Origin of the sequence: Heterorhizobium halophytocola (assembly GCF_017873095.1) — a bacterium.
Lineage (GTDB): Bacteria > Pseudomonadota > Alphaproteobacteria > Rhizobiales > Rhizobiaceae > Allorhizobium > Allorhizobium halophytocola.
This window is the reverse complement of sequence record NZ_JAGGJU010000009.1, coordinates 230,747-249,553: the sequence shown is the minus strand read 5'-3', so window position 1 is coordinate 249,553 and position 18,807 is coordinate 230,747. Positions and strand designations below refer to the sequence as shown.

The following is an 18,807-nucleotide window of genomic DNA, read 5'->3' as shown; positions in this document are numbered from 1 at the left end:
GCTCGCCCTCGCCCCGCGCACCATCAAGCGAGCAAAAAGATATTCGCCTTTTGCATGAAGGGGCAGCTCCCATGTTTCAGATCCGCCACCAGACCATTTTCACCGCCCTGCCTCTGACCCTTGCCCTGACCGCCTCAACGACCTTGACTGCCTTGCCGTCGCTGGCCCAGGAGGCACCCGCGGCCACGGCACAGCCGGCCGATGAGCCGTCGTCCGCCTCCCAGGCTTCGACACCCGAATCGCCGCCAGTTGCGGCAACGCAGGGCACCGGCGCGGCCCCCTCTTCGCCCGATAGCCGGCCCGAAAGCGTCAGCGACGGCCCCCAGCCCCTCGACATTCCGCGCGAAGACCTGCCGCGCGAAGATTTGCCCCATGACCTTTCCCCGGTCGGCATGTTCATGGCAGCCGATTGGGTGGTGAAGGGGGTCATGTCGCTTCTGGCGCTCGCTTCGCTGACCACCTGGACGGTGTGGATCGCCAAATCCATGCAGTTGGCCGGTGCGCGGGGGCGGGCCAGGCGCGGCCTTCGCCTGATCGGCACGGCGCGCACCCTGCACGAAGCCATCGAGGCCATGCAGCGCCGCCGCGGCGTCGTCGCCCACATGCTGGAGTCTGCGGCCGAGGAAGTCCGATTTTCCGAGCCCGCCATCGATCTGGCAGGGGGATCCGGCCTGAAGGAGCGTGTCGGCTCGGTGCTTGGCCGGATCGAGGCGCGCGCCGGGCGCGGCATGTCCAAGGGCACCGGCGTTCTCGCCACCATCGGCTCGGTCGCGCCCTTTGTCGGCCTGTTCGGCACGGTCTGGGGCATCATGAATGCCTTTATCGGCATATCGGAGGCCAATACCACCAATCTCGCGGTGGTCGCGCCGGGCATCGCCGAAGCGCTGCTGGCAACCGCCATCGGCCTGGTGGCCGCCATTCCGGCTGTCGTCATCTACAATGTCTTTGCCCGCTCGATCACCGCCTACCGCCAATTGCTGGGCGATGCGGCAGCGCAAGTCGAACGGCTGGTGAGCCGCGATCTCGATTTCCGCAAGGCGCCCGCCGCCGCCAACATCAAGCTGGTGACGGAGTAGGCACATGGCAGGCGGCATCCGACACGGCGACAGCGGCGACGATCTCGCCGAGAACCACGAAATCAACGTCACGCCCTTCATCGACGTCATGCTGGTGCTGCTGATCATCTTCATGGTGGCGGCGCCGCTTGCCACCGTCGACGTCAATGTCGACCTGCCGGCCTCCACTGCCACCCCGGCCGAGCGACCGCCCGAGCCGGTCTATGTCACGCTCCAGCAGGACAAGACGCTCAGCCTGAACGACGACACGGTCGCGCGCGAAGCGCTGGCCAGCGACCTCGATCGACTGACCGGCGCGAAGAAGGATACCCGCGTCTTCCTGCGTGCCGACAAGACCGTCGGCTATGGCGATTTCATGGAGGTGATGAACCTCCTGCGCGACGCCGGCTACCTGAAGATCGCGCTGGTCGGCCTCGAAAGCCTGCCGCAACCGGTCTCCGACGCCGCTGCGCCGCCGGAGGGTGATGCGCCACCTGCGCAGGCACCGGCCCCATGACCCTGCCACCCGGGCAAAGACGCGGCTTTGCGTTTGGCGAACTTGCGCTCTGGACCTGCGCCGCCATTCTGGTGCTGGCGGCCCATGCTGGCGCTGTGGCCCTGCTGATGCAGGTTCCGCAAGACACCGCTGCCGATGCCGGCCCCCCGGCCGCGATCATGATCGACCTTGCCCCCGAACCGGAGGCGGTCGAGACCGATGACGAGCAGCTCACGCCCGACGAGACCGACTCCGAAGAGATCAAGAGCGACACTGTAGAACCGCCGAAGGAGCCGCTGGCCGAACCGCCGCCGGAACCCGCACCTGAGGTGCAGCCCACCCCCCCGCCGGAGCCACCTCCGGTCGAACCGCCGCCCGTCGAGCCGCCACCGCCGGTGGACCAGCCGCCGCAGTTCGAGCCCGAGCCGGAACCACCGGCTGTCGAACCGCCGCCGGAACCGGTCGAGCAGGTGGAGGAGCCGCCGGCGGAGATCGATCCGCTCGAGGAAATGGCGCTGCAGCAGCTCGAAAACGTCGAGGTGCCGCTCCCGGCTGCCCGCCCGGCCCCGCCGCCGAAGGCAGCGCCCCAACCGGTCGCGCGCAAGCAGGCGCCGGCGGCCTCGAAGGCCGCAACCAAGGCCAAGGCGCAGGTCAAGCAATCCGATCGCAACGCCGCCCAACAGACCGCCGCGACATCGGGCAGCAATGCGAAGACGATCGCCAACTGGCAGAGCCGGCTGATGTCGCATCTGCAGCGCCGCAAGCGCTATCCCTCGGCTGCGCGGCGCAACAGGGAAGAGGGCACCGCCTATGTCCGTTTCTCGATCGACGCCTCCGGCAATGTGCGGACCGTTTCGGTCTCCCGCTCCTCAGGCTCGTCGGCCCTCGACCAGGCCGTGATCGACATGGTCAACCGCGCCTCCCCCGTGCCGGCGCCGCCACCCGGCGCCAACAGGACCATCGTCGCACCGGTGCGCTTCAATCTGCGCTGAGCTGTTCGGCATCGGTCGTCGAAAGAGCGGCATGGATGTCGGCGGCGACCGCCTCGACCGGCTGGCCGGCATCGATCCGGTGCCAGTCGATCATGCCTATATCGTGCTGCATCTGGTCCTGCAGAACCGCGACGGTGGCGTCCGACGGCCCCGGATCACGCCCCGCCACTCTTTGGCGAAGCACCTCCGGATCAACCTCCAGCCAGAACCCCTGCATCGACAGGCCGGCCATCCGGGCGGCATCTTCTATCGCCTGCCGCTGCTCCGGCCGGTCGAACACCGCACTGGCAATGACGCAGCCACCGGCCTTGACGATCGCGACCGATCGCTCCCGCAACTGCTCGTAGATGCGGTCCGAGACCTCCGGCCGATAGGCCTCAAGCGGCAGGCGCTCGGCCATTGCCATGCCGAACATCGCCTTGCGCAGCCGGTCCGTCTCCAGCAGCCGGGCTCCGGGGGCGGGCTTCAGCTGCGGCGCGAGCCGCTCCGCCACCGTCGATTTTCCGGATCCGCTGAAGCCGCCGAGCACGACCAGCCGTTCGGGAGCAGGCGCGAGCAGCGCTTCAGCGAGGCCGAAATAGCGTCTCGCCGTCCGCGCCAGTGTTTCGTCCGCATCGCCGCCTTCCTGCGCCTGCGTCGCGATCACATGGGCCCGCACCTGCGCCCGCACCGCCATGAAGAACGCCAGCAAATGGAACCCGTCCTCGTCCTCGGTCTCATCCAGATAGCGGTTGACCACGAGGCTAGCGAAATGCGGCAGATCCCGATGCCACAGATCCATCAGCAGATAGGCCAGATCATAGAGCACGTCGCAGGTCGCGATCGCATCGCTGAACTCGATACAGTCGAATAGTTGCGGCCGGCCGTGATGGCGCACGATGTTGCGCAGATGCAGATCGCCGTGGCAGCGCCGGATACGGCCTTCGGCGGCACGCCGGTCGAAACACGCTGCCTGATCTGCAATCACACGGCGCGCCCGGCTCATCAGCCTCGACACCGCGTCTGCCGAAAACACGCCCGAGGTGGCAAATCCGGCTTCGTTGATGTCGAGCACGGCGGCGATATTGTCCACGCCGCGCCCGCTTGTGTCGATCTGCGCCGTCTCGTGAAAGCCGGCGATCATCGCCGCCGTCTCGCTCATCAGCCCGGTCGTCAGGCGCCCGTCCTCGGCCATGCGGTCAAACAGATCCTGCTGGTCGAAGCGAAGCATCTCCACGACGATCTCGACAGCCTCCCCCTCGCCGTCGAATGCCAGCCGACCGTCTGCCGCGCGCGTGATCAACCGCGTACCGAGATAGAGATCCGGTGCCACGCGTCCATTGAGCGCCACCTCCTTTTCGCAGGTCTGCCGCCGCAGGTCGAAGGTGGAGAAATCCAGATAGGGAAGGCTGACCGCCCGCTTCAGCTTGAAGGCGCGATCCCCAACCAGGAAGATCATCGAGATATGCGTCTCGATGATCTCGACGGCACCGGCGGCACCGTAGCTTGCGGCATCGGAAAGAAAGGCGATGGCGTGCCTCTGATCGATCATGTCCACTACACCCGGCCTTGGTCTGTCACGCAGAGAGCATGAACGATAGCGGGGGGACATGAAAGCCGCGTGATGTCGCAGCCCTCACGCAAAACGGCCGCCCGGAAAGGCGGCCGCTCCTGTTTCAACATGGACGCTGCGGATCAATCGAGATCGAACTTCACGCCCTGGGCAAGCGGCAGCGTGCGACCGTAATTGATCGTGTTGGTCGCGCGGCGCATATAGGCCTTCCAGGCATCGGAGCCGGATTCGCGACCGCCACCGGTTTCCTTTTCGCCGCCGAATGCACCCCCGATCTCGGCACCGGACGGGCCGAGATTGACATTGGCAATGCCGCAATCCGATCCGCGGTCGGAGACGAAGGCCTCCATTTCGCGCATGTCGTTGGTGAAGATCGAGGACGACAGACCCTGCGGCACATCGTTGTTCAGCGCCAGGGCCGTATCGAAGTTAGAATATTTCACCACATAGAGGATGGGCGCAAAGGTTTCATCGACCATCGGGCCGGACTGTTCCGGCATTTCCACCAGGGCCGGGCGCACATAATAGGCGTCCCCTGCCTCATCGGCGAGCTGACGCTCGCCGCCATGCACCTTGCCGCCGGCCGCCTTTGCCGCCTCGAGCGCCTGCTGCATGCGATCGAACGCGCCCTTATCGATCAGCGGACCGACCAGCGTGCCGGACTGAAGCGGGCTGCCGATGCTGACCGAGCCATAGGCCTTGATCAGGCCCGGCACCAGCTGGTCGTAGACGCTGTCATGGACGAACAGGCGGCGAAGCGTGGTGCAGCGCTGGCCGGCAGTGCCCATCGCCGAGAAGGCAACGCCGCGCAGGGTGATGTCGAGATCGGCTGTCGGGCCGACGATCGCGGCATTGTTGCCCCCGAGTTCGAGGATCGAACGGCCGAACCGGGCAGCGACCTTCGGGCCGACCTTGCGGCCCATGGCCGTCGAACCGGTTGCAGACACGAGCGCCACCTTGGCATTGTCGACAAGAGCTTCCCCGACATCGCGGCCGCCGATCAGCAGCGTTGCGAGACTGGGCGGAACGACGCCGCCATCCGCGACATAGCGGGCAATCGCCTTTTCCAGGATCGCCTGCGTGGCGATCGCCGTCAGCGGCGTCTTTTCCGACGGCTTCCAGACGATGGAATTGCCGCAGACCAGCGCCAGCGAGGCATTCCACGACCAGACGGCCACCGGGAAGTTGAAGGCGGAGATGATGCCGGTGACGCCGAGCGGATGCCAGGTTTCCATCATCCGGTGATCGGCACGTTCCGTGGCGATCGTCAGGCCATAGAGCTGGCGCGACAGGCCGACGGCGAAATCGCAGATGTCGATCATCTCCTGGACTTCGCCAAGACCTTCCGACGTCACCTTGCCGACCTCGATCGAGACGAGCTTGCCGAGTGCATCCTTATGGGTGCGCAGCTCCTCGCCGAGCAGGCGGATCAGTTCACCGCGCTTGGGTGCCGGGATCATGCGCCATTCCAGGAAGGCGGCATGCGCCTTGGCGATCGCCTCGTCGGTGGCGGCGGCACTGATCTCGTGCAGGTTGGCGATGGTCTCGCCGGTGATCGGGGAACGGACGGCCAGCGAACCGCCGGTCAGCGTCTCCGCCTTGACCCCGAGGTCGGTCAGGATGGCACGCACTTCGGCAGCGAGTTTGAGATTGGCAAGCGACATGGTCTTCCTTCCGGGTTGTCTCTTTGTCTGTCTGTTAGGCGATCGGCGCCGGGCTTGTCAAAAGCGCGCGCCGGAGAAATGGGCGAGTTGGGCGCCGGCTTCGTAATAGGCACCCTTCAGCTGGCGGAGCGGCGTCGCACTGACCTCGCTGACCGGCAAGGGCAAGTCCGCCTCGGAAAGCTCTCCGAGAATATGCCGCGCCAGCACCTGGCCGAACACGGTGCCGGGTGCGATCCCGCGTCCGTTATAGCCGGAAAAGCCGACGACCTTGGGTCCGAAACGATGGAACCGCGGCAGCGCATCGGTGGTCATGCCGATGCGGCCATACCATTCGCTCTCGAAGGTCACGGTGCCCAGCTCCGGAAACAGTTTTTTCAGCGCCCGTCGGGCCCAGCCGACATGCACGCCCCGGCCGCCATTGCGCAGCGCCCCGACGCTGCCGAACACAAGCCGGCCTGCATGATCGAGCCGGAACGAGGAGAGGATCTCCTTCGTGTCCCAGCATCCCTCGCGCCCCGGCAGGATCCGGCTCAATTGCGCGTCCGTCAGCGGCACGGTCGCCAGATTGAAATAGGGGAGCAGCACCTGCTCGTTGCGCACCGCCTCGAACGGTCCGCTGGAATAGAATTCGGATGCGACGACGATCCAGTCGGCGGTCACCGAACCATGCTCGGTGCGCACGGTCCAGCGCTGATCGACCCGCTCGGTCGAAACGGCAGCACTGCGCGAATGGATGGTCGCCCCTGCGGTGATTGCCGCAGACGCCAGTCCCCGCGCATAGGCGAGCGGTTGCAGCGTACCCGCGCGCCGGTCCAGCAGGGCGCCCGCATAGGCGGACGTGCCGATGCGGCGCGCCGTCTCCTCGGCCGAGAGCACCTCGACATCGGCGCCGCGCGCGCGCCACTGGTCGCAACGGTCGCGGATTTCGGCAAGCCCCTCCGGCCCGACTGCGCAATGCAGCGTTCCGTTGGTTTCGAGCTCGCAGGCGATCCCATGGGTCTGGACCAGGTTCCGCACCAGGAGCGGCGCATTGCCGAGCAGGTCGAGCAGGCGCTCGCCGTAGAGGTTCCCGAGCACACCGGGAATATCGGCGGGCAGAACCCACATGCCGGCATTGATCAGGCCCACATTGCGCCCCGCCCCGCCAAAGCCGATCTCGGCACCCTCCAGCACGGTGACCTTGGCCCCTGCCTGAGCCAGATGCAGGGCGGCCGAGCAGCCGGTATAGCCGCCGCCGATCACCACGATATCGGTACGATGATCGCCGTTCAGCGGCGCCGTCATCGGCGCCGGCGGCGCAGTCTTCTCCCAAAGGCCGTGAGAAAGCGGATCGTTCAGCATGACGCCATGTCCATCTCGATGACAGCGTGCCCTTCAATCCCACCCGGTCGCACAAAACCATTCGTCCGGCTGTTCCGGTCCATCCTCTCGATGGCTATTCCGGATCGGAAATGGCGATGTTTTTCGCACGTCCAGAAGAAACGGGCACCCGATTGAATTTAGGAGAGGATTTTGCAAGCCTCCAGCGATATTTTGTCATCAGTTCATTCCTCCGAGGTATCATATGCTTCCGGCCCGGCGCTTCCTGCCATCCCTGTCATTGCTCGCCGCTTTCGAGACCGCGGCGCGCACCAATTCGATCACGGCCGCCGCCCGCGAACTCGACCTCACGCAGAGCGCCGTTTCCCGCCAGATCAAGGCGCTGGAAGCACAGCTCGGCATCGAACTCTTCGTGCGCGAGCGCCAGACGATCCGGTTGACGGCCGCCGGCGAAACCTATTCCCGCGAGATCCGCGAGGCATTGCGGCGGATCTCGACGGCCTCGCTCAGCCTTCGGGCCAATCCGCGCGGGGGGACGCTCAATCTTGCGATACTGCCGACCTTCGGCACCCGCTGGCTCGCACCGCGGCTCGGCCAGTTTCTCTCCGAACATCCGGGCATCACCATCAATCTGGTCACGCGGCTCCGGCCCTTCGACTTCAGGCTGGAGACGATGGATGCGGCGATCCATTTCGGTCAGCCGACCTGGCCCGGCGGCGAACTGACCTTCCTGATGAAGGAAACGACGCTGCCGGCCTGCAGCCCGGCCTTCAAGGCGGCAAACACGCTGAATGAGCCGGCAGACATCCTGAACGTGCCGCTGCTGCATCTGATGACCCGACCGGATGCCTGGGAACACTGGCTGACCCATTGCGGGGTGACCTATGACAGCGTCAACGGCATGCTGTTCGACCAGTTCGCCACCGCGGCCCAGGCAGCCATGGCCGGGATCGGGGTGGCGCTTCTGCCGGTCTTCCTGATTCAGGACGAGCTCAGCCGTGGCGATCTGGTGCCGGCCATCGACCGCGAGATCGAAAGCACATCCTGCTATTATCTCGCATATCCGAAAGAGCGCGCGGACTATCCGCCGCTGGCGGCCTTCCAGGCCTGGCTCGTGCGGGAGATTGCCAAGACGAAGGCCGGGCGGCCGGACCTGGCGGGCAAGATGCCGGCGATGCGCGCGTGAACTAAACGCCGGACAGCCAGCGATCGATGCCGTCGGCAGCGGCCCAGCCCGACGCAAAGCAGGCCGTCAGCAGATAGCCGCCGGTCGGCGCCTCCCAGTCGAGCATTTCGCCCGCCGCAAAGGTGCCGGGCATGGCTTTCAGCATCAGATTGGTGTCGAACTCGCCCCAGGCGATACCGCCGGCGGTGGAGATCGCCTCCTCGATCGGTCGCGGCCGCAGAAGAGGCACGGCAAGCGCCTTGATCCGTCGGGCAAGCCGTGCGGCGTCGCGGCGATCGTCTTCGCTGGTCAGCGCCCGCAGCAGAGCCGCCTTCACGCCGTCCAGCCCGGCCCCCTTGCGCAGCCGATTGGAAAAGCTCGCCTTGCGATCGACCCGCGCCAGGTCGCGCTCCAGCTTCTCCACCGCGCGGCCGGGCGCCAGATCAACCTCCAGCGCCGCGGTCGCCGTCTGTCGAATGGCCTCCCGCAAGACCGCCGAATGGGCATAGATCAGGCTGCCTTCGACACCGTGTCTGGTGATCACGAACTCGCCCTGCAGACTGCCGGCGGCGGAGGTGACGGTGACCGATTTGACCGGCGTGCCGGCAAAACGTTCGAGAAAGCCGGCGTCGAGTGCTGCGTCGAAACCGCAATTGGCGGGCTGCAGCGGCGAGATTGCCACCCCCTTGTGGCGCAGCATCTGGGCCCACTGCCCGTCGGAACCGAGACGCGGCCAGCTCGCGCCGCCGAGCGCCAGCAACAGCGCGTCGAACGGTAGGGATGTCTCTCCACCGGCTGTGTCGAAGTGCGCCGCATTCTGCGAGAAGCCGGTGAGCCTGTAACGGGTCAGGATCGTCACGCCCTGCGCCTCCAGCCTTGCCAGCCAGGCGCGCAGCAGCGGCGAGGCTTTCATCACCCGCGGAAAGACCCGGCCGGATGTCCCGACGAAGGTGTCGGCCCCGAGGGCATCCGCCCAGGCCCGCAGGCGCTCTGCCGGATAGGTTTCAAGCAAGCCGGCCAGCCGCGGAGCCGCCTCGCCGTAGCGGGCGAGGAAGATGTCGAACGGATCCGAATGCGTCAGGTTGAGCCCGGACTTGCCGGCCATCAGCAATTTGCGCCCGACGGTCGGCATGGCCTCGCAGAGCGTGACGAGATGGCCGGCGCCGGACAGACGTTCTGCGGCCGCAAGTCCGGCGGGTCCGCCGCCGACGATCAGGATGGTTCGCTTTGCCATGCTGCCGGCTTAAAGCATGTCTCGCGAAAGGGGGAGCCGGTTTCGCAAGAAAGTCCGGTTCAGGATCGGGCCGTTGGAGCGCAAGGCATACCCTCCCCCCCGGGATTGCGAGGCGCGCCGGCCGATGTCACCAGGCGCTGCCTTGAGGGGCAATCGGCAAACAGTTTGCCGGGACAGGGGCATTTTCTTGCAACCTGCTTGAGAAGGCTTAAGTTTGCCCGCAACAGATTCGCGGGCGAGGAATAATGCAGAACGCATTGATCACGGACGGAGTTTGGCGCGCGGACGGCGATGGCGGTACCTTCACCTTCATTCCGGTCGGCGGCAGCGAGACGGATGCACTGACGCTGGACTGGGCCGATCTGGTCGCTCGTGCCCATCCCGACGACCGGGCGGGATTGGCGAGCCTTCCACGCGCCTTGCTCCCCGGACATCCCGTTTCGGTCGAGTTTCGCCTCGCTGGAGAAACCGAAGGCGCCTGGCGCTGGCTTCGCATGACCGGCGCCGCCTCCGGCGGTACAGGTGCTACAGGGGTCGGCGGCATCATCGGCGACATCACGGCGATGCGCGAGAGGGAAACCCGCGCAAGGGAGGCGGCCACCCGGGTCAATCAGTTCGCCTCGACCGTCGCCCATGACCTGCAGGCGCCATTGCGCCACATCGCCATCTATATCGACATGCTGCGCACCGAGCTGAAGGAACAGATCCCGCAGCCGCAGCTCGCCATGCTGCAGATCGTCGAGGACAAGGCCCGCGGCCTGCAGAGCTATGTCAAGACCGTGATGGGGCTCGCTCGCGAGAGCCATGTGCCCGATATCGGGCCCGTGGATGTCGATGCCGCCCTTCGCCGGGCGCATGTCGGTCTTTGGGAGGAGGCCGAGGATTGCGGGGCCGACATCTCGCTGCCACCCCCGTCGCATGCCCATGTCCTGGCCGATGGTGCGACATTGTCGACGGCGATCGCCGCAGTGCTGTCAAACACGCTTCACCATCGCCACGGCGGAGCTGCAAAAGTGTTGGTCTCGATCAGCCGCAGCGGCGGGCGGGTGCAGCTTTTCATCGCAGACGACGGCCCCGGCATTCCCAAGGAGATCAGCAGCCGCATCTTCGACCCCTTCTGGAGCAATCCCGTCGGGGGCAATCCTCGCCGGCCGGGCATGGGGCTTGCTCTGGCCAAGGCCATCCTGTTGCCGCTGAACGGCGATATCCGCCTCCATGCGAGCGGCGCGGACGGCAGCACATTCGTGCTGGATCTGCCGGCCGCATCTGCCTCCGGCGACGAGAGCCCCGGGTCCTGAAACAGGCCGCCGTGCCGATGATGTCACCGGCACCGGCCAGGTGCATCAGCCGCTGACCGGCATTCCGCCGTCATCCCAGTCGTCTGGCAGGCTGGATTTGACATATTCGCTGATGATGTGGCGGATCGCGTGATAGTCGATCTCGTCCTTGCCGATCCGGAAATCGACGCCGTATTCCTCGAACTGCTGGAAATAGGGGCCGGAAATATCGGCAGATACGACGCCGATCGGACCAGTGAATCCCACCTGCCGCAATTGCGGTACGGTTTCGCGGAAATCATTATTGGGCAGCAGACGATTGTCCATGAGGATGAGATCGAAATTGTACTGACGCGTCTTTTCCACCGCGTCGGCAATGTTCGAAGCATAGTCGATCATGACCTTGAACTCCGGTGAGGAGGCAAGCTTCAGTTCGAGTACCTTCAGTTCGAGAAATTCGTCATCCACAAGCAGGATACTGATCGTCTCGAATTCATTCTCCATCGAAATACTCAAACCCCTCTGCAAGATTTTCCCCCTTCCTGCAATTCGCGTCGCTCAGAGCCGTTCGTCAGCCAACCAGTCCCCGCTTGACCGCAATGGCGATCAGATGCGCCCTGTTGACCGCATTCAACTTGCGCGCGGCAGCAGTTACATGGGAGATCACGGTATGCTCGGAGAGGCCCAGTATAATGGCAATTTCCGCCGATGTCTTGCCCTCGCTCGTCCACCGGACCACTTCGGTTTCCCGGGCGGTCAGCGAGGGGGATGTCTCCTGAGACAGGAGCCTGGCATAATATTTGTTGAAGATCCGCAAGCCGTCGAGAAGCAGGTCGGCGATCTCGCGGCGATCCGGCATGTCGCGCAGGCCGCCGAACAGCAGGCAGTAGCGCTTGGAGTCCGGCGCATGCATCGGCAGGACCACGATTTGCGATCCAGCCTTTTGCCATCCCCGCGTGGCCCCGGGCGCGATCAGGTCGGACGGCAGGTCGTGTATGAAGGGCATGGTCGTGCTGGAAAGGGACCCCAGGACCTCCTTGGCCCCGCCGGCCAGGGCCAGGGCCGTGGTGGCAAACAGTTCTTCCGGCAGATCGGTCAGGAGAAAGTCGTGATGAGGCCGCAGGCCCAGCAACCGATCGGGATGGCGAAACAGCAGGAAGACATCAAACCCGTAGGCACGGGTAACCGCCTTGAAAAGGCGGAAGAAGTCAGTCCGGTTGATCGCCCTGTCCATTTCTGGACCCATATGAAGCGATGTACCCACCATCATGTTCAAGCGGGCATTTTCTGATGGTGTCACTGAAACATGCCCCTCGCTGACCTTATCCATACAGACATCTTGTCCTGTCATTTCATCGGCTAGCCTGCAAAGGCTCTTGAGGTCGGCGACGCATGCTCAATCAAAACTCTGCACGCACGAAATTCGATATCCCCAATTCTTGGGATTCTCCGCCGCCTTGCGAACCGCTACAACCCGACCCAAGAGAGTTGCAGCCTCTCCTTGACCCTTTGGAGGTCGAGGACATCAGGCGGCGGAAGGCGACAACTCCCTTGCTGGAGGCGGCGGTTGGCACACCCCACTCCCACATTCTCGGCAGAGTGGCATGGTCCCGTTTCAGGCGAGTTGCGTGGCCCCACCCGGTTCGAGAGATGCATTGATGAGAGAGCTGGCTCTGCGCCGGTTCGGGGTACACGGCGCGACAGGTTGGCGGACCTATTGAACCAGCTCTCTCATTCAAAGCCAGGGCGGCGGCTTTGATCTCGAATTTCGACTGTCTATTACGTCCACCGTTCGACATGTTCCGGGGCCGTTTCAGCGGCCCGGATTGTCTTTCGGAGCTCACTCCGTCTTTCGCGACCGCCTTCAGCACGAATGTTCGGTCGATGGGAGCGTGAAAGATTGGTCCGGCTATTCTGTCCACAAACCGCCCCCTGCTTCCCGGCCGAGAGATGGTATATTGCTGTGTCAGCGCTTTTTCTCCCCCGCGCCACAACAAATACTTGATGATTTACATTCTCGTCACACCATCATTTTTGTCAATATTTGAATTCAGGCAAATCTAATATAAATAACCCGTGACTTCCTGTAGTCTGGAACTTCAAAATGCCGATTTTCAATTTCGCTTACGAAGGAATGTACACGACATTATCTTTTGCCGTACCCGACAGACTGGGGCGATTCGCGAATCAGGTCCATTGCTCGTAGGCTTTGGCAAGCTGGGCGAGATCAAGCGGCTTTTCAAAAAACGCGGCAGCGCCTGCGTCCCGGCAACGCGCCTCGTCCTCCGAAAAGGAAGAGCCGCTGCAAACGGCGAAGAAGATCTTTTCGTCGGTATCGAGCGCACTGATCGCACGCAGCAAATCGCTGCCATCCAGCCCCGGCAAATAGAGATCGACGACGATGATGCCCGGCAAGGGCTGACCGGTTGCAATGCGATTGCGCAGGACCTCCAGCGCATCCTCACCGTCGACGAAGGTCACGACGGGATCGAACCTGCTCTGCTTTCTGGCCTGATAGCTCAGAAAGAACACATCGTCGCCACTGTCATCTATGTAGAAAACTTCCATCCGCGCTAGCTCTCCCTGTGGCAAACGATGCGGCATTGTCGGGCAGGATAGGCACCTGCAGTCGATGTTTCAAACCCGTGGACCCGCCGCTGCAACGCCGAAAATGCACAAAGTATATCGACTTTGCTGTTTTAGAATTTTCTCCTTATAATGTTTCTACAATCCGAGATACTGTCACGCCAGACTTCAAAGCGTTGCAATCCCATTTGCCGGCGATACATACGCACATCGTCGGCATGGAAAACCGGCCAGCAGCGAGATCGGGCCAGTATCAAGAACCGGCATGACGGTCACCAGGACCGGCTCGAGGAGACGGACTGCAAGCGCCAAGATCGAAACGGAGAATGACGCATGACCAGCCCTGCCGCGTTGCCCCCGCTCGTCAAGGACGCTTGCGCCGACCTCGAGACAATCGAATGCGCCTTTCCCCGCGCGGCGGAACGCGGCACCGTTCTCCCATTCAGCCCGAGGAGGACCCGTTGGACGAGCCGATAAGCCTGCTGATCCTGCATCCCGATCCCCATTTCGGTCTCTATCTGGAGGAGCTCGTCGAGGATAGCCCCGCGTTTCGCGGCCCGATCGCCCACGCCAACAGCGTGGAGGAAGGACTGCATTACTGCCGGGATTTCGTTCCCGACTGCATCCTGGTCGACCTCTCTGTCCCGCATTTTGCCAATATCGATGTCGTCTCGCAATTGCGCGCGATCCACTCGTCCGTTGCGATCATCGCCCTGACACGGCAGAGCTCGCCGACCTTTGCCGTGGATGTGATGAAGGCCGGCGCCCAGGATCATCTTCTCAGAGACGCCATCACACCCGACGTCTTCACCCGCTCGATCACCTCCGCCGTCGCGCAGCGGCGGCTGACCGAAAAGCTCGAACAGCAACGGCAGTCGCTCGAAATCTTCACCCGGGCCATGGCCCATGACCTGAAGGAACCGGTCCGCACGATCAAGTCGTTTGCAGGTCTGGTACAGGCCTCGGAGGATCTCTCGGCGGAAAATCAGGAACTGATCCAGTTCGTCGTCCGGGCAGCGCACAGCATGGAAACCCTGATCGACAGCATTTCGCGCTATACCCGGCTGGAAACTGCCCAGATCAGCGTCAGAAGCGTATCGGCACCTGCCATCCTGCAGGTTGCCAAGACCAATCTGCGCCAGCAGATCGAAAGCCGCCAGGCGGAAATCATCGACGAAGGCCTCGGCACGATCGAGTGCGACGACGTTCTGCTGACCCAGTTGCTGCAGAACCTGCTCTCCAATGCCATCCGCCACTGCGACGACAGTCCGGTCATCAGGGTGCGCACGACCTACACCTCGGGCGCTTGCCAGTTGCTGGTGACCGACAACGGACCCGGCATCGCGACCCGCTTCCTGGAGACGATCTTCGATCCTTTCATCCGGCTCGGCAGACGGGAAAGAGAGGGCGCGGGGCTCGGACTTGCGATCTGCCGCAAGATCGCGGAATTGCATGGCGGCACCATTCGCTGCGAATCCAGGCCGGGCGCCGGCGCGCGGTTCATCACCACCTTTCCCGGCGCCTATATCGGAACATCGGCCGCGTAGCGGGCAGCACTGAACCGGGACGCCGACGCGATCAGCGCGGCACGATCATCGGCGTTCCGGTCACCGGATCGGCAACGATCATCACCGCAAGCCCGAATGCGACAAGCAGATTGGCCTCGGTCAGCACGGTGTCCGGGCTCCCGACGGCCACGAGCCCCTGCGGTCCCATCAGCACCAGGTGATCGAAGAAGCGGGCGGCAAGGTTGAGGTCGTGCAGAACGGTGACGACGGTGGCACCGGTGTCGCGGTTGCGCGCCTGCAGCAGCGACAGGACCTCCAGCTGATGCTTGAGGTCGAGCCAGGTCGTCGGTTCGTCGAGCAACAGAAGCGGCGTGTTCTGCGCCAGGACCAGGGCGATCCAGGCCCGCTGCCGCTGGCCGCCGGACAGCGCGTCGATCGGTCGGTCGGACAGCGCCTGAAGGCCGACGGCATCAAGCGCACGCGCGCAGGCCTCCGCATCCGCCTGGCTCCAGGCGGCGAGAAGCCCGCGCCACGGGGTGCGCCCGCGGCGCACGAGATCGCGCACGGTGATGCCCTCGGGCGCGCGGGGCGATTGCGGCAGGATCGCCAGCTGCCGCGCAAGCCTCCGGGTATCCATCGCGTGGATGTCGTCGTCCCCGAGCCGCACCGTTCCGCGCATCGGCGGCATCAACCGGGCAAGCGCGCGCAGCAATGTCGACTTGCCGCAGCCATTGGGGCCAAGGATTGCCGTCATCCGCCCCTCGGGCAGTTCAAGCGACAGGTCGTCGATCACGACCTTTGTTCCAAAGCCGAGCGTCAGTCCTTCGGTCTTCAACATATGTCCGCTCAAAGGTCTCCGGTCTCCATTTCACGCGACAGCAGCCAGAGCAGGTAGGGCGCGCCGAAAATCCCGGTCATCACGCCGACCGGCAGCTGCAGCCCCGGTACGATTGTTCGCCCGGCCAGGTCCGCCAGCACCGTCAGGATTGCCCCTGTGACAGAAGCGGCTGCTAGCCGCAGGCCGGCCTGGCGGGCATTGATCAGCCGGCCCCCCAGCGGCCCGGCCATCAGGGCGACGAAGGGCACGGGCCCCGCAACCGCGACGCCGGCTGCGGCAAACAGCACTGCCGTCAGGGCGAGCATGCGCCTTGCCCGCCGCACTCTCAGCCCGAGCCCCGCGGCGAGGTCGTCTCCCAGTTCGAGCAGTGCCAGGCCCCGCACCTGCGGCGCGAGCAACAGCGCCAGAACCGCCCCCATCGAAAACACCTGGGCGACATGTCCCCAGTCGCGGGCCGACAGCGAACCCGTCAGCCAGCGCTGGGCTTCCATCGCCTGTTGCGACGACAGGCGGGTCATCAGGAAGCCGCTCGCAGCCGATGTGAAAAAGGCGACACCGATGCCGACAAGCACGAAGGTCATCGTCACCTGCCGGCCATCGCGCTGATAGGAAAGGAGGGCGACCAGGCCGGCGGCCGCCAACCCGCCCGCCGCCGCCAGCAGCGGCATGGGGACGGTCAATCCGAGGGCCGTTCCGACGAGAACGGCAAGTCCCGCCCCGGAGGTAAAGCCCATCACGTCGGGGGCCGCCAGCGGATTGCGCAGCAGCAACTGGAAGATCGCCCCGGATGTGCCGAGCACGGCGCCGGCGCCGATCGCCGTTGCCAGCCCCGGCCCCCGCAGGACCCGCAAGGTGAGGGCCGCCGGCCCCATGCCGGTCAGCAACCCGGTCCAGAGATCGGCGGGACCGAGCATGATCTGCCCGACCATCAGCGAGAGCAGCGCTGCGCCAAGCAGCAGCGCCAGCAGGATGAAGATGCCCCTCATGCGGTCGCTCCGGGGCGCAAACGCCTGGCGATCAGGATGAAGACCGGCGCGCCGACCAGGCCGGTCATCACCCCGATGCGGATCTCCTGCGGTGCCAGGACCAGTCGTCCCGCCGTATCGGCCAGAAGCACGATGACCGCGCCGAGCAGGCCCGAGGCGAAAAGGTCGGCGCGCAGATGATGACCGCGAAAGCGGCGGATGATCGACGGCACCATCAGGCCGACAAACGCAACCGGACCGGCCACGGAGACGGCAGATCCCGTCAGCAGCGTCACCGCCGCAAGCGCGGCAAGCTGCACCCTTCCGGGCTGCGTGCCGAGCCCGCGGGCCAGCGCCCCGCCAAGCGTGAGCGCCTCGATCCGCGGGGCCGCAAGGATCGCCACCGCCGCACCGGCACAGGCCAGGGCCGCCATGCCGGCGAGCGGCCGGCCGGCCGCCTCGGCAAGCGAGCCGACAACCCAAAAACGGTAGACGTCGAGGCTGTCGCTGCGCCACAGCACCAGGGCCGAGACAAGCGACAGCAAAAGCGCGTTGAGCGCGATGCCGGCCAGCGTCAGGCGCACCGGTCCGGCATCGCCCCGAAGCCCGCCACCGAGTACGAAGACGGAAAGGGCGGCAAGGCCGGCACCGGGAAAGGCAAGCAGCGACACGAAGCTTGCATCGGATTGGCCAAACAGCAGCGCGCCGAAGACAACGGCAAAGGCCGCGCCGGAATTGACCCCCAGCAGACCCGGCTCTGCCAGCGGATTGCGGGTCAGGGCCTGCATGACGGTTCCGGCCATGCCGAGACTGGCGCCGGCGATGATCCCGGCCACCAGCCGCGGCACACGGATCGACCGGATGACGATATGCACGGGGTTCTGCGGATCGAAGGCGAGGAACGCCCGGAAGATGTCGGCAACCGCTGCATCGCGAACGCCAAGCACGAGCGTCAGCAGCGCGGCAATGACTAGCAGGATGCAGAGACAGCAAAAGGCCTTCACGGCGCCAGTCCCGCAGCCTCGCTGGAGGCGACCCTTGTTTCCGGGCGGCCATCGAGGGCGGCGACCATGTCCGCTTCCAGGCTGTCGAGCGCATAGGGCAGCGAAAGCACGCTGCCGAAGGACAGGGCACCGGCGACAAGGGCGCCGGCGAAGACCTCCCGCCCCTGGCGATGGGCCTTCAGCGTCTTGCGCAACGGAATGCCGGCGATGGCGCCGGCATCGTTCGAGGCCGACACCCAGACCAGGATGTCGGCATCCAGCGGGCTCAGATCCTCCGGCGACAGATTGAGATAGAAACTGTTCGGTGCAGGCATCGCATCGATCGCGGCGGGCCGGCGGAAGCCGAGTTCGCTCAGGAAGCTTGCGCGGGTATCGGGGCCGACAAAGGCGCCGGTGTCGCCGCCGAAATGATAGGCGCAGACACCGGTCTTGCCGGCCCAGTCCGGATGCCGGTCTTTCGCAGCGGCAAATGCCCCGCGCGTCCTTGCCACGAGGGCCGAGGCCTCGTTGGGCTTGCCGACCGCCTGTCCGAGCATCAGCGTCAGCTCGTCCCATCGCATGCCATAGGTCGATCTTTCCGGCGGCTGCATCAGCACCGGAGCAATCTGCGAGAGGATGTCGTATTCGGCCCTGGTAATGCCCGAACCGACGCCGACGATCAGGTCCGGGGAAAGCGAGGCGACGATCTCCATCGACACTTCGCCTGCAATCAGCCGGGGCTGCGCATCGCCCAGCAGAGGCTGCGCCCATGGCCAGATCCCATAGGGCTGGTCGCCGAACCATTGCCGCACGGCAAGCGGCCGGAGCCCGAGCGCCAGCAGCGGATCCTGGCTGGTATAGCCGAGCGAGACGACGCGACTGGCCGGCGCATCGAGCACGGTCTCACCGTAGACATGCGCAAACCGCATGACATCGCCTGCGGCTCTGACCCGCCCGGCCAGCAGCGCAGGCGCGGCCAAAGCCAGGCCCGTGCCGACCAGCATCGACCGGCGCGACAGCGCGGGGCCAATTTTGCCAGGATTGGCGGCATCGGCAGCAGTGAAAATCGTCTTTTTCGGCATCGTATGCGTTTAGCGACCTTCCTGATCCAGAAGACTGGGTCGCCCTCAATGTCGGCGATAATCATGAGTATTTTGCTCATAATTATAAAA

17 protein-coding genes are annotated in these 18,807 nt (G+C 64.8%); 6 read left to right on the top strand and 11 right to left on the bottom strand.

Annotated features, from left to right (window positions below; all coding sequences use genetic code 11):
* Positions 1-71 precede the first annotated feature (71 nt).
* From exbB to J2Z17_RS17195, 3 genes are read left to right on the top strand one after another with little or no spacing between them, the layout of a single operon-like run.
* Positions 72-1,076: a tonB-system energizer ExbB gene (gene exbB, locus J2Z17_RS17205; RefSeq protein WP_209946854.1), complete on the top strand. Its 1,005-nt coding sequence runs from the start codon at positions 72-74 to the stop codon at positions 1,074-1,076.
* Between the two features lie 4 nt (positions 1,077-1,080).
* A complete protein-coding gene (exbD, locus tag J2Z17_RS17200) occupies positions 1,081-1,572 on the top strand; it encodes a TonB system transport protein ExbD (protein WP_209946853.1) in 492 nt (163 codons plus the stop codon).
* Positions 1,569-2,543, top strand: coding sequence for an energy transducer TonB (locus J2Z17_RS17195; protein ID WP_209946852.1), 975 nt, complete (start codon positions 1,569-1,571; stop codon positions 2,541-2,543). The genes exbD and J2Z17_RS17195 overlap by 4 nt, the downstream gene beginning before the upstream one ends.
* Here the strand turns inward: J2Z17_RS17195 and J2Z17_RS17190 are convergent.
* The 3 genes from J2Z17_RS17190 to J2Z17_RS17180 all read right to left on the bottom strand — a co-directional run bounded on the left by J2Z17_RS17190 (position 2,530) and on the right by J2Z17_RS17180 (position 7,100).
* Positions 2,530-4,074 (bottom strand): bifunctional aminoglycoside phosphotransferase/ATP-binding protein, encoded by a 1,545-nt coding sequence (locus J2Z17_RS17190; protein WP_209946851.1) that lies wholly within the window; start codon positions 4,072-4,074, stop codon positions 2,530-2,532. The two genes, J2Z17_RS17195 and J2Z17_RS17190, sit on opposite strands and share 14 nt — an antisense overlap.
* Positions 4,075-4,217: 143 nt before the next feature.
* A complete protein-coding gene (amaB, locus tag J2Z17_RS17185; RefSeq protein WP_209946850.1) occupies positions 4,218-5,759 on the bottom strand; it encodes an L-piperidine-6-carboxylate dehydrogenase in 1,542 nt (513 codons plus the stop codon).
* A 57-nt stretch (positions 5,760-5,816) separates the two neighbouring features.
* Positions 5,817-7,100: an NAD(P)/FAD-dependent oxidoreductase gene (locus tag J2Z17_RS17180; RefSeq protein ID WP_209946849.1), complete on the bottom strand. Its 1,284-nt coding sequence runs from the start codon at positions 7,098-7,100 to the stop codon at positions 5,817-5,819.
* A 223-nt stretch (positions 7,101-7,323) separates the two neighbouring features.
* On the opposite strand from J2Z17_RS17180, the gene J2Z17_RS17175 reads away from it, so the two are divergent.
* Complete coding sequence (locus J2Z17_RS17175) at positions 7,324-8,265, top strand: LysR family transcriptional regulator (RefSeq protein ID WP_209946848.1); 942 nt, start codon at positions 7,324-7,326, stop codon at positions 8,263-8,265.
* A gap of 1 nt (position 8,266) precedes the next feature.
* Here J2Z17_RS17175 and J2Z17_RS17170 read toward each other — a convergent pair whose 3' ends face one another.
* On the bottom strand, positions 8,267-9,478 hold the full coding sequence (locus tag J2Z17_RS17170; RefSeq protein WP_209946847.1) for a TIGR03862 family flavoprotein: 1,212 nt from the start codon (positions 9,476-9,478) through the stop codon (positions 8,267-8,269).
* Positions 9,479-9,723: 245 nt separating this feature from the next.
* Here J2Z17_RS17170 and J2Z17_RS17165 point away from each other — a divergent pair, with 245 nt between their 5' ends.
* Positions 9,724-10,776, top strand: a complete 1,053-nt coding sequence (locus tag J2Z17_RS17165; RefSeq protein ID WP_209946846.1) for a PAS domain-containing sensor histidine kinase — start codon at positions 9,724-9,726, stop codon at positions 10,774-10,776.
* Between the two features lie 45 nt (positions 10,777-10,821).
* Here J2Z17_RS17165 and J2Z17_RS17160 read toward each other — a convergent pair whose 3' ends face one another.
* From J2Z17_RS17160 to J2Z17_RS17150, 3 genes are all read right to left on the bottom strand, one after another.
* Positions 10,822-11,259 (bottom strand): response regulator, encoded by a 438-nt coding sequence (locus J2Z17_RS17160; RefSeq protein ID WP_209946845.1) that lies wholly within the window; start codon positions 11,257-11,259, stop codon positions 10,822-10,824.
* A gap of 67 nt (positions 11,260-11,326) precedes the next feature.
* Entirely contained in the window at positions 11,327-12,031 is a 705-nt protein-coding gene (locus J2Z17_RS17155) for a helix-turn-helix domain-containing protein (protein WP_377300130.1), read from the bottom strand.
* 911 nt (positions 12,032-12,942) lie between these two features.
* Positions 12,943-13,359: a response regulator gene (locus tag J2Z17_RS17150; protein WP_209946844.1), complete on the bottom strand. Its 417-nt coding sequence runs from the start codon at positions 13,357-13,359 to the stop codon at positions 12,943-12,945.
* A gap of 443 nt (positions 13,360-13,802) precedes the next feature.
* On the opposite strand from J2Z17_RS17150, the gene J2Z17_RS17145 reads away from it, so the two are divergent.
* The gene (locus tag J2Z17_RS17145; RefSeq protein WP_209946843.1) at positions 13,803-14,888 is read left to right on the top strand and encodes a sensor histidine kinase; all 1,086 of its coding nucleotides are present in this window, start codon (positions 13,803-13,805) and stop codon (positions 14,886-14,888) included.
* Positions 14,889-14,919: 31 nt separating this feature from the next.
* Here J2Z17_RS17145 and J2Z17_RS17140 read toward each other — a convergent pair whose 3' ends face one another.
* The 4 genes from J2Z17_RS17140 to J2Z17_RS17125 are packed head-to-tail and all read right to left on the bottom strand — an operon-like array spanning position 14,920 to position 18,717.
* Positions 14,920-15,687: an ABC transporter ATP-binding protein gene (locus tag J2Z17_RS17140; protein WP_209946842.1), complete on the bottom strand. Its 768-nt coding sequence runs from the start codon at positions 15,685-15,687 to the stop codon at positions 14,920-14,922.
* Positions 15,688-15,695: 8 nt separating this feature from the next.
* Positions 15,696-16,673 (bottom strand): FecCD family ABC transporter permease, encoded by a 978-nt coding sequence (locus J2Z17_RS17135; RefSeq protein ID WP_209946841.1) that lies wholly within the window; start codon positions 16,671-16,673, stop codon positions 15,696-15,698.
* Positions 16,670-17,656 (bottom strand): FecCD family ABC transporter permease, encoded by a 987-nt coding sequence (locus J2Z17_RS17130; RefSeq protein WP_209946840.1) that lies wholly within the window; start codon positions 17,654-17,656, stop codon positions 16,670-16,672. Before J2Z17_RS17130 ends, J2Z17_RS17135 begins: the two co-directional genes overlap by 4 nt.
* Positions 17,653-18,717: an ABC transporter substrate-binding protein gene (locus J2Z17_RS17125; protein ID WP_209946839.1), complete on the bottom strand. Its 1,065-nt coding sequence runs from the start codon at positions 18,715-18,717 to the stop codon at positions 17,653-17,655. Before J2Z17_RS17125 ends, J2Z17_RS17130 begins: the two co-directional genes overlap by 4 nt.
* Positions 18,718-18,807 lie beyond the last annotated feature (90 nt).